Origin of the sequence: Streptomyces sp. NPDC015220, assembly GCF_043079345.1 — a bacterium.
Classification (GTDB): domain Bacteria; phylum Actinomycetota; class Actinomycetes; order Streptomycetales; family Streptomycetaceae; genus Streptomyces.
Map to the genome: position 1 here is coordinate 24292 of NZ_JBIBUK010000041.1, position 14936 is coordinate 39227.

Genomic DNA, 14936 nt, shown 5'->3' on the forward strand with positions numbered 1-14936 from the left:
CGGGGCTTCAGCGTGCCGTGACGGCAGTAGTTGACGGCAACGTCAGCGGACGAGGGTCGCGCAGAGCGGTGGTTCGTCGCCGTCGTCGGGCTTGCCGGTGATCTCGGCGGGGTTGCGGAGGGCGTGGCCGAGGAGGTCGATGGCGTCGCGTTGGAGGCGGAGTCGGACGTGGGCGTAGACGGTGGCGGTGACGCCGATGTGGGCGTGCCCCAACAGCTCCTTGATCACGATGAGCTCCACTCCTTGCTCCAGGAGGAGGGTGGCCGCCGAGTGTCGGAGGTCGTGGAACCGGATGCGGCGGAGTCTGGCCTGACGGAGCAGGGTGGTGAAGTGCCGGGTGAGGGTGGATCCCTCGATCGGGGCGCCGTCGGGGCGGGTGAAGACGTAACCGCTGTCCTTCCAGTCCGTCCCCGCCGCCTCGCGTTCCTTGCGCTGTCGGTCGCGGTGCTGTTCGAGGGAGCGCAGGCACGGCGTCGGCAGGGCGATGCGTCGTTCGGAGCTCTTGGTTTTGGTCGGGAGGGGGGTCAGGCCGCCGGAGTTGGTGCGCTGGAGGGTGCGTCGCATGTTCACGGGCCGCGTCGAGGCCGCGGGTGCAGCACTGGCAGGTGGTGCGGAGCTGGTTGAGCCAGGTGCGGACGTCCTTGGCGGTGAGCTTCGCGAGCTTCTTCCGACCGAGGCCGGGGATGAGGTAGAGCCGGGCGACGGCGGTGTAGCGGGTGTGCGTGTTCTCGCGGAGCTGGTGGACGGCGACAGAGTCGAGCCAGTACGTCAGATACGCAGCCACGCTGCCCTGCGCAGACGGGACGGGGACACCACGGTTGCTGGCGGCGATCTTCTCCGTGAGCTTCGCCAGGGCCTCCCTCCTGGTGGTGCCGTAGACGCGGACGCACTTGCGGGTGTTGCCGGGAGCGAGGACGTATCCAGCGGCTTCCCAGCGGCTGTCATTGCGCTGGTAGACAGTCCCATCGCCGTTGGCGCGGACACGGCGGGAGGCGGGGGTGTCGCGGGGCGTGGTCATCAGGCGGCTTCCTGTTCGAGTCGGGCGTGGATGAAGTCGGTGAGCGCGTGGGTGGGGATGCGGCGGGCGCGGCCGAGAGTGATCGAGGCGAGCTGACCGGAGCGCAGCAGGTCGTAGACCGCGGAGCGGCCGAGCTGGAGGCGGGCCATCACCTGGGGCACCGTCAGCAGATCCAGCACCGGGACCGCTTCCGTGCCGAGGACGGTCGGCGGTGGCGAGGTCATCAACTGCCGCCTTCCGCGATGAACCGTCGTTCCAGTTCCTTGCGGTGCCACACGCCGGCGGCGAGGAGTGCGGCGCCGGGGCTGTAGTCCGCGCCCAGGTAGTCCCACCGACCGACGACGAGCGTGGTCGTCGGGTCCGGCTCGGGCAGGCCGGTGTGGGCGCGGGCCTGTTCGGTGCGCCAGGCGAGGCGGGCATCGCGCAGCGCGCCGAGCGTGACGGAGTAGCGGCGGGACTTGGTGGAGAAGTGGCCCCGGAAGCCGAGCATGTGCGCCCACTTCCAGAGCTTCAGGTGGTCGAACTCAGGCAGCCTGCCCAGCTCCCAGCAGGTACGGATCATCTGTCGCACGTGCCGGGCGACGGCGAGCTGGGGCAGCGGCCGGGCCTGTCCGGTTCCGTCGCATGCGGTGCACGGGAGTGGAGTCCCGTGGGGCAGCACGGTGGCGCCGCGGCCCTGGCAGGGGCGGCAGAACAGGGAGCGGTCGAGGGCGCCGGAGGCGTCGGCGGACTTGGTGGCGTACTTCGCCACGTAGGCGGCGACGGCCTGGTCGGTCAGTTCGCTGTCGGTGCCGAAGGCGGCGATCTCGCGTACGTCGAATTGCTGGCCCCAGGTGAGTTCGCGTTCCCCGATCGCGTCCGAGGTGACTGAGATGCGGGCGCGTGGTGCGGCGGCCCTGATGGCGTCGGTGAGCACGGCGACCGTGGCGTACGGGGGCGGGGGCTGTGTGCTGCCGTCGGGGCCGTCGAGTCGGATCACGGCGTGGAAGTGGACCAGGCCGCGCTTCTGGTACTCGGCGACCTTCGCGAAGGACACCCGCAACGCCGCGCGTGCAGCCTTCTGCGTCATACCGAGCCGGGTGGCGATCTCCCGGCGCAGGTAGGTGGTGAAGCGGGCCCACAAGACTCCGGCGTGGGCGTTGAACAGGACCGCGCCGACGTAGTCGTACGTTGCCGGGTTGAGCGGCGTACCGAGCAGCGGGTCCGTGGGGTCGTGGCGGGTGCCGCAGAGGCAGGGCCGGGTGTCGGGGCGGTTGTGGACGGGGCCGAAGGAGGGTGCGGTGAGGGTGGCGAAGACGCGGGGGTGGGTGCGGACGGTGTCGGGGACGGTCTTGCCGCCGGTCAGGCCGGCGCGGATGAGGTGGTAGGTGTCGGTGGCGTAGAGGCGGGAGCAGGCCGGGCAGCGGGAGGCGCGGCGGTTGCCGCAGGTGGTGAGCAGATTGCCGGTGGGCTCGGTGTCGGTGGAGTAGCGATGCAGGACTTCACCGGTAGTGGTGTCGACGGTGGTGGTGTGGCCCGTGAGGCGGACGGGTTCGGTGCAGCCGCCGAGGCGTTCGATCTGCTGCTGTGCGCGGTCGAAGTCGGGGTGGTTGACCAGGTGAAGCAGGTCCCGCACGGCGGGGCTTGCCACGTGGCGCAGGTCCAGGGTGATCATTTGGGGCGTGTCCTTTCTGTCGGGTGGGTAGCCCCGAGCAGCAACCGGCCAGTCGGCAAGGCATGTTGGTGCTGCTCGGGGCATGACGAACCAGGCCCAGCGGGTGGGCGTGGGGTTGAGCGAGGGGGATGCGGCCGATGAGGGCCGGGGCTCAGAGCTGAGCGAGTGCGGCGGTGGCCACCGGCAGGGCGACGCCCATGCGAATCCCCAACTGGGTCGCTGTGATCGGCGCTTCGTGCTCGGCACGGTGGGTGTCCGCGATGCGCCGGGCCGCGTTCAGCAGGGCCGCCGGCAGCGCCGGGCCGGAGGCGGAGTGGGCTGTCTTGGAGATGACGGTCGGAGCTGGGATGGGCTTCGGCTCTTCGACCGGCGAGGCCGCGGTGACCGGGACGGGGACCGTGGGTGCTGATTCGGGTGCGGATGCCTCGTCGGGCACCGGCTCGGAGAGAGGAGCGGCAATTTCCTCCGGGTGCGGGGCGGGGACGATGGGTGTGTGGAACTGGGCGAGGAAGGCGGGGCCGACGTGGCCCCAGCCGACGAGAGGAGCGGGGCGACGGTGTCCAGGCAGGCGCGGCTGTAGCGTCCGGTCAGCAGGGGTTCGGCGGTGTTCAGGGCGAGGGTGAGCAGTCCGCACGGGCCCTGACCCTGGAGTTTGGACACCGGAGAGACTTGGATCTTGTTGGTCCAGGAGAACGGAGTCCCTGTGGGGATGAAGCATTACCCCGCCGAGTTCAAGGCGGACGCGGTCGCGTTGTACCGGTCGCGTCCGGGAGCGACGATCAAGTCGGTCGCCGCCGATCTCGGAGTGAACACCGAGACGCTGCGGAACTGGATCCGGGCCGCCGACGGACGCCGCGCCGGTGCCCACCTCGCCCCCGCAACGGCACCGCAGCCTGCCGGTGACCCGGTTCAGGCGGAGCTGGCCGCCGCGCGCAAGAGGATCCGCGAGCTGGAGGAAGAACGCGACATCCTCCGCAAGGCGGCCCGGTATTTCGCGACGGAGACGCGCTGGTGAACCGCTGCCAGTTCGTTGAGGATCACCAGCGCCGATACGGCGTGAAGCGGCTCTGCGACATTCTCGGGATCGCCCGCTCGAGTTTCTCTTACTGGCGTCGCACCGCCCCGGCTCGCATGGCCCGCCAGGCCGCCGACGACCGGCTCGCGGCCCGGATACGCAAGGCCCACAAGGAGTCCGACGGCACCTATGGAGTCCCGAGGATCACTGCCGAGCTCCGCGACGAGGACGGCCAGGCGGTCAACCACAAGCGCGTTGCCAGGATCATGCGGACCATCGGCCTCGAAGGGGTCCGTCTGCGGCGCCGGCACCGCACCACCATCGCCGACCCGGCCACTGCGAAGGCCCCGGACCTGATCGGCCGCGACTTCACCGCGAAGGAGATCAACACCAAGTACGTCGGTGACATCACCTACTTGAGCGTCGGCGGCGGACGATTCTGCTATCTCGCGACAGTGATCGACCTGTGCTCGCGCCGCCTGGCAGGCTGGGCGATCGCCGACCACATGCGCACCGAGCTCGTCATCGACGCCCTCGCCGCCGCGGAACGGACCCGCGGCAGTCTGAACGGGGCGATCATGCACACCGATCACGGAGCCCAGTACACCAGCAGGGCCTTCGCGGACGCCTGCCGCCGGGCCGGTGTCCTGCAGAGTATGAGCGCCGTCGGGTCCAGCGCGGACAACGCCGCCGCCGAATCGTTCAACGCCAGCTTCAAAAGGGAGACGTTGAAGGGCCGAAAGGGCGGGTCAAGCGAGCGCGAGGCACGACTCGACGCCTTCCAGTGGCTGTCCCGCTACAACACCCGACGCCGTCACTCCCGGCTCGGCCAGCGAGCCCCGATCACCTACGAGATCACCGTCCACCCAACATCAACTACCCTGGCCCGAGCCGCATAGACGTGTTCAAACTCCGGGGTCAAGGCCCACCCCATCTGACCCCCTGTCACCCATGCCCGCATCCCGGGGGAACCTCAGTGACCTGGGTTATTCCGTAGCCACAATCGGCTTTGGACCAGTTGACATCCCAGTCGTTGCTGGTGTTTTCGTCGTAGTAGTCGATGCCGTAGTAGTTGCCGATCAGGGGGTTGCCGGTGACGCCGGGGACGGCTTCGCGGCCAGAATCAGTCGCGGGCCAGCTCGCACCCTCTCCAGCGCACCGGGTTCCTCGAAGAGGTGGGTGGCACGGGGACCACCTCCAGCCGGTTCTCGCAGCGGAGTCGTGCCTGAGCGCCGCGGTTTAGACCGAGCACCCGGTCGTCCGCGCCCCCGATAACGAGGAGGGCGGGGGCGGTCACCGCGGGCAGCCGGGGGTCGGCGAGCGGTACCACGCAAGCACGTGGAGGTGCTGCCGGACGGGACCGAGATAAAGCTGGGCGCCGCGGACGGCAACACCCGCCGGCACGCCGTCGCCCTGAGCGACGAGCAACGCGCGGCCTGGACCGCACTCGGCATGCACTGGTAGCAGGAAGACCAGCCGAGGGCGGCCCGGTCGTTCGGCGACGGGGCCGCCCGGGGGTCGGCTCAGATCCTTGGTGAGTTCGCTGTACCACTCGGTGCGCGAGGCTCGCACTCCACTGGCCCTGGACCGACGTGCTCACAGACGCCCTGGCACGGCTCGAAGCCCTCCCGAACCCCGGCTGACCAGCACGTTCCCGTTCCTGCGAGCAGCACCACCCTGCCGGATCCGTGGAACCCGGCGTCCACCCGACGCGACAGCCAGGCCATCAGCATGCCCATCACCAACCCGAACAACCGAAACGGCCCGCCGAAAGAACCGACGGACCGTCACGAGAGATCGAGGCTAACGTTTCTTCTTCGCTCTGATGAGGCTGGTCACGACGAATATCGCAACGATCGCGAACACGATCACGAAGAGCACTTGGCCCCAAGCGGGGAGATCAGGTCCGCCACCTGGGGCAGCGAGATGTTCCATGGCCACTGTTTGCATTCTGACTCCTTGGCGAGAAATTTCACCAGGTGTACTTGACCTTGGCGGAGCACATAGGGTCGCTGGCGTATTCCGTACCGGCCCCTGCCGCGGTGTCCCCCTCGCTGCTCGCTGATGCCCGGTAGTAACCAGCGGAGCACTCCAGTTCGCCGGTCGCACCGCTGTTGGCATCACCCGCGCTCGCTTCGACCCCTCCGTTGACTCCCGGGGTTCCCGCTCCCACGGACAAGCTGGGGTGGATCGATCCGTCGTCGTTGAATGACAGGCCACCGCCGATGCAGAGGTAGTAGCACGCCTCACCGGAGAAGCCGGTCGATGCGAGTCCGTTGGGGTCGATGCGGTTGACGGGGTCGCCTTCGGCGTAGAGGTAGGGGTTTTGTTCCTGGCCGGAGGGGTCGGGCTGGGTGAAGCGGCCGATGTTGGGGTCGTAGTAGCGGTTCTGCAGGTGGTAGAGGCCGGTGGGGTCCTGGTAGTTGCCGGCGAAGCGGTAGGGCTGGGCGACCGGCTCGCTGGACTGAGCGAGCAGGCGGACGCCGCGGGGGCTGTAGGTGTAGGTATCGACCTTGTTGCCGTCCACGTCGACCAGCCCGATCACCGAGCCGATCGCGTCGGTTAGGTAGTAGTAGCTCTTGCCCCCGGTCGTCATGGAGTTCAAGGTGCCCCCGGGCTCGCGGTTGAAGCCCATGTCCACCCCGCCCGTCGACTTCGCCGACAGGCCGAGTGGGCCGTTGTGGAAGTAGGTGTCGCCGAGCCGGATGCGTTCGCTCTGGTCGGTGGAGCCGTACTGGCCTGCGTACGTCTTGTTGTTGACGGTGATGGACGACATCTGGGAGTGGTCGGTCCAGGTCTCGCCGGTGCGCAGGTAGTCGTCGGTGGAGGAGCCGGCACTCTCGTTGCCGATCGCGTCGTAGGACCAGGGCCCGGCGGAGCTGGACTTGCTGGTGAGCTGCTGGGCGTCGTTGTAGGTGTAGGTGGTGGCGCGGGGGCAGCCCTGGTCGGTGCCCTGGGAGGTGAGGTTGCCGGAGAGGTCGTAGCAGTACTGCCAGGAGTCGACGGTGCTGCCGTCCTTGACCTCGCCGGCGTAGGAGAAGCGGCCCGCGCCGTCGTAGGTGTAGGTGCGCTTGCGGCCGGTGACGTTGTCGGTCATGGTGCGGATCTTGCTGCCGTCGGTGGCGTTGTTCGTGCCGTAGCCGTATGTGTAGTCCAGGTCGACCAGCGTGCCCTGGGCGGAGGTCGCCTTGATCTTCTTCGGCCGGCCGGAGTTGTCGACGTCGACCTTCTGCACCGTGCCGCCGGGGTAGGTGGTCGTGGTGCGAACGTCGTTGTTGTTGTACTTGTACGTCGTCACCCGGCCCTGGGGGTCCTTCAGCTCGGCGAGCTTGTTGACCTCGTTCCAGGTGTAGTCGGTTCTGCCGGCCGGGTCCTGGTAGTAGTCGACGTTGCCGGCCGCCGTGTAGGCGAGCAGGGTCTGCGAGCCGTCCTGGAGGTGGCGGACCGTCTCTCGCTGCAGCGGGTCGAACTCGTATTTCGTGGTGCCGGTGCCGTCGGAGCGCTGGACGGGGTTGCCGTCGCCGTCGTACCAGTACTCGACCTTTACCGTGTTCGGCGAGGTGACGGTGCGGATGCGGTTCAGGTTGTCGTAGGTGTAGGTGACCTTCACGCCGCGGGCGTCGGTGACGCTCGTGGTGCGGCCGAGGTCGTCGTAGGTGTACGTCGTCTTCCCGAGCGGCGCCGGGGCCTCAGCCCACTCCAAGTTGCCCTGGGCGTCGTAGTGGAAGTCGATCTGCACCGTCTTGCTGGACGTCATCTTCGTCTTGGCCGCGCAGCGCTGGCCTTCGAAGCCGCCACAGGTGGGGGTGGCGGGGTTGTAGTCGTAGGAGACGCTGCCGCCGCCGGCGCCGGTCTGGGCGACCGTCTTGGTGTTGCCGGCCGTGTCGTAGGTGAAGGCGGTCTTCTCGCCGTCGGCGTTGGTGGAGTCCTTCGGTACGTCACCGCCCGCGATGGTCTGCCAGCTGTTGACCGTCTTGGCGCCGGTCGGCAGGGCGACGGTCTGCAGATTGTTACGGTCGTTGAACCCATAGTCGGTGACGTTGCCCGGGGTGGTGCCCGTACCCATCGCGTCGGTGGCGGTGTCAATGTTGTGGTTGGCGTCGAACTTCGTGGACCGCTTGCGCTGGAGGTGGTCGGTCACGTCGGTGACCTGGCCGTCGCTGTCGTGCTCGTATTGCGTCGCGTGCAGTTCGGGGTCGGTGGCGGTGGTCTTGCCCGCCGCGGTGGCCGAGTCACTGGTATAGGCGTACGTCCAGGTCGGGCCCGTGCTGCCGGAGGCGTTGAAGCCCGTGGCACGCAGCATCGAGGTGATCCGGTTGACGTCGTCGTAGGTGAAGGCGGTGACGCGGCCCTCGGCGGTGGTGATCTTGTTGATGCGGCCGGAGGTGTCGTAGCCGAAGGTGACCGTCTTGCCCTCGGTGTCGGTGGTGGTGGCCAGGTTGCCGTCCGCGTCGAGGTTGTAGACGGCGGTGCGGCCGGTGTTGTCCTTGGCCTGCCACTGCGACGGGTAGGGCTTGGTCAGGTCGATGAAGCGATCCGAACGGGTCTCGGTGAGCTTGAAGCCGCCGTCGCTGTGCTGGGTGACGGTGATGGTGCCGTGGTTGCGGTCGGTGACTTTGGTCAGGCAGCCGTTGGCGTCGTAGGTCTCCTTCGTACCCGACTTCCACTTCGTGAGGGTGTAGGTGCCGTCGGAGTTCTTCTTCAGGTCCTCGGAGTATCCCTTCGGGGTGGTGAAGGAGCCGTCGCTGTTCTTCTTGAAGTGGACCGTGGCGCCGGAGGCGTCGTAGAAGATGACCTCGCTGGCGGAGATGGACAGGTAGCGCTCGTACTGCTGCCACCAGCGCTGCGAGACGCGGCCCCAGGGGGCGTCCAGCGAGTTGTACGTCCGGGCCAGTTGCAGGCGCTGGCCGACGCCGGCGATGTCGAAGTCCGTCGCCATCAGCATCAGGTTGCCGGTCGAGTAGTCGATCTTCGCGGTCAGTGCGTCCGTGATGGCGAAGCTGGTGTAGCGGTGCCAGGGCACATTGCCCTGCCCCTCCGGCACCAGGCTGAGCACCGAGGCGCTCGCCGCGATCCCGGTCTTCGCCGTCTTGCCGGATCCGGCGTTCTCGGCGCGCGCCCGCTGCTCGCGCAGCCACGGCACGTACACCTCGTCCGTCGGAGTCTTCGACGGCTGCGACTTCACCGGCCGGTTCGCACCCACCTTCACCGCCGGCATCGAGAAGCGGGGACTGTTCTTGCCCCACACCGATACTGGCTTGCCGGCGGCGGTCGCTTCCGCGGCCGGCAGGACGGCCGCGGCCAGCGCAGCCACCGTCACCACCGCCACCGTCGCCGCCGATCCTGATCTTTTCCGGGCACGCCGAAGAGACGTGCCGAAGGCACGCGAGTGCATGGCTTTCCCCCACGAGGAAGACAGACCCCAGCAACCCCAGCGGTCACCGGGCCCGCACACGTTGTCACAGGATTCGCACCAAGATCCGCGCCATTCCCGCCGAATCCCTTCACATACGGGCCGGAATCCGCCCCTCCCCTTCAAGGCGACCAATGCGGACGAACCGCAACATCATCGCGCCACCGAGCCTGCTTACGGAGTGACAGGCCTACTCAAGGCGCGATACGAACGGCCGAAAACCGATAATTATCCGCGAGCCACCCGGCCAGAAGGCACCCGCCAGCACGCGCCGGGACGCCGCTATCTGAACAGCACCAGGCCCAGTGAAAGGTCGACACGGGCAGCCCGTTCGGCGCGCTCGACTCACCCGGGAGTGTCTAATCAACGGCGGATCCGATGATCAAGGAGATGCCTGATGAGCGAGGCCATCACCGAGCACGGGAGCGTGGAAGAGCCGGTCGTCGAGTCGGCCGCGGAGGCGGTGTCGGACGAGCAGTTGATCGCGATGCTGGTCGACCGCGCCCGCAATGACGGGCTGCAGCTGACCGGGGAGGGCGGGCTGCTGCAGCAGCTGACGAAGCGGGTGCTGGAGTCCGCCTTGGAGGGCGAGATCACCGACCATGTCGGCTATGGCAAGCACGACGCGGCGGGCCGGAACAGCGGCAACAGCCGCAACAGCCGCAATGGCACCCTCACCAAGACAGTGCTGACCGACGTCGGCCCGGTCGAGGTGAAGGTGCCGAGGGATGTGGCCGGCACCTTCAGATCTCCCGGCGGTCTAAGGTGATGAGGGCAGCGACGCTGTCACGCCAGTTCGGAATGCGGCAACGGCTTCGGCCGAGGACCAGGAAGCCGGGGGCCCGGTCGCGGCGGGTGTAGGTGAAGGTGTCGCTGCGGGCGCCGTTGGCGAAGTCCAGTGTGTGGGTGAGGCGGACCGGTAGCCCGGCTTCAAGCTGCTGCGCAGAAAGTCGCGTTGCGCGTGGTGGGCACGGCACTGCGTACGCCAGGCGAGCGCGTACTCGTTCGTGGTCGGGGTCAGCGCGTTCAGCACCGACTTGGGTGCCTTGTGGTCACCGGGCCCGCAGTTTTCGTCCAGGTCCTTGTAGCCGAAGTTGAAGTCGGGGTCGGTTCGCTGGCGCACCAATGTTCGCCACCCCGAGCTGCTGGCGCTGCGAAACTTGCCGCCGTAACCGCTACCACACCGTCCAGACCCGGCACGCCTACCCTCCCTGCCGGCTAGGTCGCGTCCGCGCGGACGCCAGCTCCGAGGGTGCGGCGCGCGCTTCGGGGTGCCGCGGGCTGGGGTCCGAGTACTCCGCGGGCGCGCAGCGCGTCGAGGTCGGGGAGGTGGATGTCGGGGAGGGCGTCGAGGAGGTCGGCCTGGGCGGCGCGGATGCTGTGGGCGGGGGCCTCGGGGCCGGTGCCTAGGGTGCGGCGGGCGGTCACGTGATCATCGTACGGGCGGCGGCCCCGCCTCCGCCCTGAGTACGCAGATCCAGGGTGAGCAGTGGAAGGCAGACCGTCCTCTCCTGGGAGCCGGCCTTGTCTCCGGGGAGCTCGGAGCGTGTCCTGGGCAGATGCCACGGCCTTGGGTGGTCGGTCATCGGGGTGGTTCATGACCTGGGTGTCGGTCGTCGTGGTGGTGGCACCGCGCGCAGGAGTTCCCAGAGTGGGCGTGTTCCTGTGGCCCATTCGGCCAGGAGTCGCCGGTCGACGAGGTGGAGGCGCTGCTGCTGGGCGAAGGCCTGGCCGGGTTGGGTGATTCTGTCGTTGGTGACCATGATGATGACGTCTTGGTTGTGGACGGGCCGTCCTGTGCCGTTGAGGACTTGCAGCTCTGGTGTGCCTACGGCTGCGCCTCGGTCGCCGTCGCTGCGGTGTTTGCACTGGATCACCCAGCGCCGCCCGTGGGGGTCGGTGGCTTTGACGTCTGCTCCGAGGTCGCCTTGTCCGCCGACTTGTATGGCGTCCGTGCAGCCGTCGCGTCGCATGAGGTCGCGGATCGCGTGCTCGAACTGGCGGTGGGTGAGGGCGTCGAGCTGTGTCAGTCCGTAGCGCAGCGCGCGGGCTTGTACCTGCTCCTACCGCGCGCGGTGGAATCTCCGCTGCCACCGGGCTGCGCCGGCCAGTGTGGCGAGTCCGGCGGTGAAGAGGAGGACCCACCAGTGCGCGAGCGACCAGTTGACGGCCATCCAGATCAGTCCGGCGGCCGCGATGCCTGCCACGCCCGCGGCGGTGAGTTGTGCGTCCTGCTGTCGTCTGCGTCGTCTGCGTCGTCTGCTGGGGCGTCGGCTTGGCCGTTGTGCAGGGGGGCCTGCGGGTCACCGGTCACCGCCCAGCTTAGAGAAGTCGATCGGGTAGGTCACGGTGGGCCTGGAACGTGCCGGCTGCCTCTTGGCTGCGTCCGTGGCGGCGACTGGGCGGCCGATCAGGTCCGTTTCCCCGGGGCGTGGGTGCAGGGCGGCGCCGGGCAGCAGGCCGTCGTCGCCCTGGCCCACGCCGTCACCGCGCCGCGTACCAGCTTGCGCATCATGCGCGCCCCGGTCACCGAGCCGCGGGTGCCGGCACCCGTACGCGGTCCGGACTGGGTTGCCAACCGCCCCCAGACAGAGAAAGGGAGCAACGTAAGCACCGAGCACGAACCGCGCCACGTCACCCGGCCCGGTGTACCGGCCGGCCCCCGGCGGTTTCCGACGGGAGGCCGTCACGCCCGGCGGGTCAGATTCCACTGCTGGTTCTTGCCACCCTTGCACCTCCATTACTGACTTGGGCTCGTCGGGGTGAATCTGCTCGAAGTCTCTGATGGGCCTGGAGCGGTGCCTGTATTCCGTGGTGTGTGAGATATGCGGATGGAGGCGGGCTGACTCCTGCGGGACGGCAGCGTCGGGAGTCGGTGCGGATGCAGGCGGCCGAGCTGTTCGAGCAGAAGATCAAGCCGCTGGAGGTGGCACGGCGCCTGAGGGTGAGTGCGAAGTCGGCCTACCTATGGCATCAGTTGTGGCGGAACGGCGGCGCGCAGGCGCTGGCCTCCCGCGGCCCGAGTGGATCCCGGTGCCGTCTTTCCCCGCGCTGCCTGGAGAAACTGGCCGCGTACCTCGAGCAGGGCCCGGCCGCGCACGGCTGGGTCGAGGACCAGGTGTGGACCGCGGCGAGGGTGGCCACGCTGATCGGCAGGAAGTTCCACGTCTCTTACAGCGTCTCCGGCTCGGCTTCAGCCCGCAGGTCCCCGCGCGGCGGCTCGCCGAACGCGACGAGCAGGCCGTCACTGCATGGAAGGAGGCGACCTGGGCCGAGGTAAAAGGACCCGGGCGGCCAGCGGAGGCTACATCTGCTTCGAGGACGAAGCCGGGTTCACCCGCCGACCGCCCAAAGGACGTACCTGGGGCCGGCGCGGCCGCACCCCGGTCGTAACGGTGAGTGGCCGCCGCTCGGGGCGCCTGTCGGTGGCCGGGCTGATCGCGATGCGGCCCGGATCCCGCACCCGGCTGTGCCACCGTCTGCGCACTCACCGAGCGGGCCCAGGCCAGCGCCGCAGCATGGGCGAGCGCGACTTCATCGCGTGGATCGACGGCGTCCACCAGCTCGTCAAGGCGCCCATCGTGCTGGTGTGGGACCGGCTGAACACTCACATATCCCGCGTCATGCGTGAGCTGATCGCAGAGCGCGAGTGGCTGACGGTGTTCCTGCTGCCCGCGTACTCGCCCGTTCTCAACCCGGTCGAGTGGGTATGGGCACACGTCAAGCGCAGCCTGGCCAACCTCGCCGTGGTCGCCCTCGACCGGCTTGAGGTCCTCGTACGCAACCGGCTCAAGCGCCTTCAGTACCGGCCCGACACCCTCGACGGCTTCATAGCAGGCACCGGCCTGACCCTCAGCGATACAACGTCACCTTGACCAGCCGAAGTCAGTATGTAGCCTTCATCGCTGAGTGATGGAGTCAGTTGGTGGTCAACGCCAGTTGGATCCCGATGCCCACGAAGGCAGCAGCGAACGTCCGGCGCATCCAGGCGAGGACCTTCGGCCGGGAGATGACGTGGTCCCGGACAGCTGCCGCGAAGCCTCCGTAGATGGCGAAGACGACGAACGTCATGGCCATGAAGACGGCGCTGAGTTCCAGCATCTGCGGGAGAGAGTTCTTCGAGTCCGCCGGCACGAATTGCGGCAGGAAGGCGAGGAAGAAGATGGAGAGCTTCGGGTTGAGGAAGTTGATCAGGATCGCGGTTCCTGTGATGCGGGCAGCTGACGTGCTGGTGTTTTCGTGGCGGTCCTCGACCTTCAGGGTTCCCTGTTCACGCAGGGTGTTCCAGGCCATGTACAGCAGGTAGGCGACACCGGCGTATTTGAAGGTCGCGAAGACGACCGCGCTCGTGTGCAGGATGGCTGCGAGACCTGCGATCGCTGCCGCCAGGTGCGGGACGATCCCGAGGGTGCAACCGAAGGCGGCCACCACACTCTGGCGGAAGCCCCGGGAGAGCCCGGTTGCGATCGTGTACAGGGCGCCTGTCCCCGGTGACACGACGATGATGAATGAGGTGATCAGGAACTGGATGCTCACGGGTACCACTCCTTGGTCAGTGCCGGGGCTGGCCGTAGCCAAGGGTCACCGCCCGTCGTACCAGGGTCTGGACGTTGCCCGGGGCGGCGCCCCGTGCGGCAGCCCGATCTAATGAACGTGCGGAACAGTACCCGTTGTTGGGGTGAGAAGCTCGCGAGTCGCCGTTGCCACGTCACTCTGTCGCATCAGGCTTTCACCGATCAGGAAGCTCCGGATTCCCGCTGCGCCAAGGCGGTCGAGATCCGGCCGTGTTTTCAGTCCGCTCCCGCCGACGACCACCCGTCCTTCTGGGACCTTCGAAGCCAGGGACTCACCTGTGGCAAGCGTGGTCTGACGCGTGGTCAGGTTGCGTCTGGCCACGCCTGCACGCCGCCCTGCTGACCGAACTGCGCCGCGCCGGCCTGCTGGACCTGGACGACTGCGCCGTGGACGGGTCTCACGTCCGGGCTCTCAAAGGGGGATCACACCGGGCCCTCGCCTGTCGACCGCGCCCGTCCCGGCTCGAAACACCATGTGATCGTTGACCGCCACGGAATTCCGCTCGCCGTCACGCTCACCGGCGGCAACCGGCACGACGTCACCCAGCTCCTGCCTCTGCTGGACGCGGTCCCACCGATCCGGGGCCTGCGAGGACGCCCCCGCCGCAAGCCCCGGCGTCTGTACGCCGACCGGGGCTACGACTTCGACAAGTACCGCCGCCTGCTGTGGAAGCGCGGCGTCAAGCCGGTGATCGCCCGACGCGGCGTCGCCCACGGCTCAGGGCTGGGCAAGGTGCGTTGGGTGGTCGAGCGCACCTTCGCCTGGCTGCATCAGTTCAAACGGCTCCGCATCCGCTACGAGCGACGCGCCGATCTCCACCAGGGCCTGCTCGAGCTGGCCTGCAGCCTCATATGTCTCCGCCGCCTGCGGACCTCATTTTGAAACGAGCAGTAAGAGGTCGTTTTTATCTGTACTGCACTGGAATGAACCGATTACCGGAGCATGAGGTCGTGGTGATCGTGAGGTGTCAGGTGCGCTTCGGTGTCTGTGGGTCTGGCGGGGTGGCAGGTGAGGCGAGATAAGACTTGTTCCTGTCTCATCCCAGAAAGCCCGGTCTTCGCGGTCGGCCTGCGTGCTTCCGTTGTCGTTGCTGTGCGCCTGGGCGCACTCGGTCCGGAGCGGTACGCCGGAAGCATGCCGACGCGACGCCCGTATCCGAGTGATCTGTCCGATGCCCGCTGGGAGTTGATCGAACCGGTGCTGTCAGCCTGGCGCTTCGAACGTCGCGGCAGGGCCCTGGACTTCGGCCGTCCGCCCGAGC

General features: G+C 68.1%; 11 protein-coding genes and 7 pseudogenes. 7 read left to right on the forward strand and 11 right to left on the reverse strand.

All coding sequences use genetic code 11. The annotated features are described in order from the left end of the window. Window positions 1-42: 42 nt before the first annotated feature. The 4 genes and pseudogenes from ACF061_RS38285 to ACF061_RS38300 all read right to left on the reverse strand — a co-directional run bounded on the left by ACF061_RS38285 (window position 43) and on the right by ACF061_RS38300 (window position 3108). Window positions 43-1018, reverse strand: a pseudogene (locus ACF061_RS38285) (tyrosine-type recombinase/integrase). Next, the gene (locus ACF061_RS38290) at window positions 1018-1242 is read right to left on the reverse strand and encodes a helix-turn-helix domain-containing protein (protein ID WP_298555313.1); all 225 of its coding nucleotides are present in this window, start codon (window positions 1240-1242) and stop codon (window positions 1018-1020) included. The pseudogene ACF061_RS38285 and the gene ACF061_RS38290 overlap by 1 nt, the downstream one beginning before the upstream one ends. Beyond that, window positions 1242-2672: a replication initiator gene (locus tag ACF061_RS38295; protein WP_392271638.1), complete on the reverse strand. Its 1431-nt coding sequence runs from the start codon at window positions 2670-2672 to the stop codon at window positions 1242-1244. The genes ACF061_RS38290 and ACF061_RS38295 overlap by 1 nt, the downstream gene beginning before the upstream one ends. Window positions 2673-2823: 151 nt before the next feature. Beyond that, window positions 2824-3108, reverse strand: a complete 285-nt coding sequence (locus ACF061_RS38300; RefSeq protein WP_392271639.1) for a hypothetical protein — start codon at window positions 3106-3108, stop codon at window positions 2824-2826. A gap of 267 nt (window positions 3109-3375) precedes the next feature. Between ACF061_RS38300 and ACF061_RS38305 the strand changes: the two genes are divergently transcribed. Beyond that, window positions 3376-4586 (forward strand): IS3 family transposase gene (locus tag ACF061_RS38305; protein WP_392271646.1). Its coding sequence is split into 2 segments (ribosomal slippage): window positions 3376-3667 and window positions 3667-4586, totalling 1212 coding nucleotides; the frame shifts between segments, so codons are not numbered across the junction. Window positions 4587-4766: 180 nt separating this feature from the next. Here ACF061_RS38305 and ACF061_RS38310 read toward each other — a convergent pair. Further along, window positions 4767-5008: pseudogene (locus ACF061_RS38310) on the reverse strand (hypothetical protein); the annotation flags it as partial. A gap of 17 nt (window positions 5009-5025) precedes the next feature. Here ACF061_RS38310 and ACF061_RS38315 point away from each other — a divergent pair. Continuing rightward, window positions 5026-5151 (forward strand): hypothetical protein, encoded by a 126-nt coding sequence (locus tag ACF061_RS38315; RefSeq protein ID WP_392271640.1) that lies wholly within the window; start codon window positions 5026-5028, stop codon window positions 5149-5151. A 508-nt stretch (window positions 5152-5659) separates the two neighbouring features. Here ACF061_RS38315 and ACF061_RS38320 read toward each other — a convergent pair. After that, window positions 5660-9010, reverse strand: coding sequence for an RHS repeat-associated core domain-containing protein (locus tag ACF061_RS38320; RefSeq protein ID WP_392271647.1), 3351 nt, complete (start codon window positions 9008-9010; stop codon window positions 5660-5662). Between the two features lie 487 nt (window positions 9011-9497). On the opposite strand from ACF061_RS38320, the pseudogene ACF061_RS38325 reads away from it, so the two are divergent. Beyond that, window positions 9498-9845, forward strand: a pseudogene (locus ACF061_RS38325) (transposase); the annotation flags it as partial. A 15-nt stretch (window positions 9846-9860) separates the two neighbouring features. On the opposite strand, the gene ACF061_RS38330 reads toward ACF061_RS38325, so the two are convergent. The 3 genes and pseudogenes from ACF061_RS38330 to ACF061_RS38340 form a co-directional block, all read right to left on the reverse strand. After that, window positions 9861-10223 carry a DUF6927 domain-containing protein gene (locus ACF061_RS38330; RefSeq protein ID WP_392271641.1) on the reverse strand — a complete coding sequence of 121 codons (363 nt, stop codon included), beginning with the start codon at window positions 10221-10223 and terminating at the stop codon, window positions 9861-9863. Between the two features lie 95 nt (window positions 10224-10318). Further along, window positions 10319-10528: a hypothetical protein gene (locus ACF061_RS38335; RefSeq protein ID WP_392271642.1), complete on the reverse strand. Its 210-nt coding sequence runs from the start codon at window positions 10526-10528 to the stop codon at window positions 10319-10321. Between the two features lie 167 nt (window positions 10529-10695). Beyond that, a pseudogene (locus ACF061_RS38340) lies at window positions 10696-11274 on the reverse strand (restriction endonuclease). Window positions 11275-11981: 707 nt separating this feature from the next. Between ACF061_RS38340 and ACF061_RS38345 the strand changes: the two are divergent. After that, window positions 11982-12493, forward strand: a pseudogene (locus ACF061_RS38345) (winged helix-turn-helix domain-containing protein). After that, the gene (locus ACF061_RS38350; RefSeq protein ID WP_392271648.1) at window positions 12409-12975 is read left to right on the forward strand and encodes a transposase; all 567 of its coding nucleotides are present in this window, start codon (window positions 12409-12411) and stop codon (window positions 12973-12975) included. The pseudogene ACF061_RS38345 and the gene ACF061_RS38350 overlap by 85 nt, the downstream one beginning before the upstream one ends. Before the next feature lie 43 nt (window positions 12976-13018). Here the strand turns inward: ACF061_RS38350 and ACF061_RS38355 are convergent, their stop codons facing one another. Together ACF061_RS38355 and ACF061_RS38360 are read right to left on the reverse strand one after the other, a co-directional pair. Continuing rightward, window positions 13019-13636, reverse strand: coding sequence for a LysE family translocator (locus ACF061_RS38355; RefSeq protein ID WP_392271643.1), 618 nt, complete (start codon window positions 13634-13636; stop codon window positions 13019-13021). A gap of 108 nt (window positions 13637-13744) precedes the next feature. Beyond that, the gene (locus ACF061_RS38360) at window positions 13745-13996 is read right to left on the reverse strand and encodes a hypothetical protein (RefSeq protein ID WP_392271644.1); all 252 of its coding nucleotides are present in this window, start codon (window positions 13994-13996) and stop codon (window positions 13745-13747) included. Between ACF061_RS38360 and ACF061_RS38365 the strand changes: the two are divergent. Continuing rightward, window positions 13942-14557, forward strand: a pseudogene (locus ACF061_RS38365) (IS5 family transposase); the annotation flags it as partial. The gene ACF061_RS38360 and the pseudogene ACF061_RS38365 sit on opposite strands and share 55 nt — an antisense overlap. Window positions 14558-14809: 252 nt before the next feature. Then, window positions 14810-14936: pseudogene (locus tag ACF061_RS38370) on the forward strand (IS5/IS1182 family transposase); the annotation flags it as partial.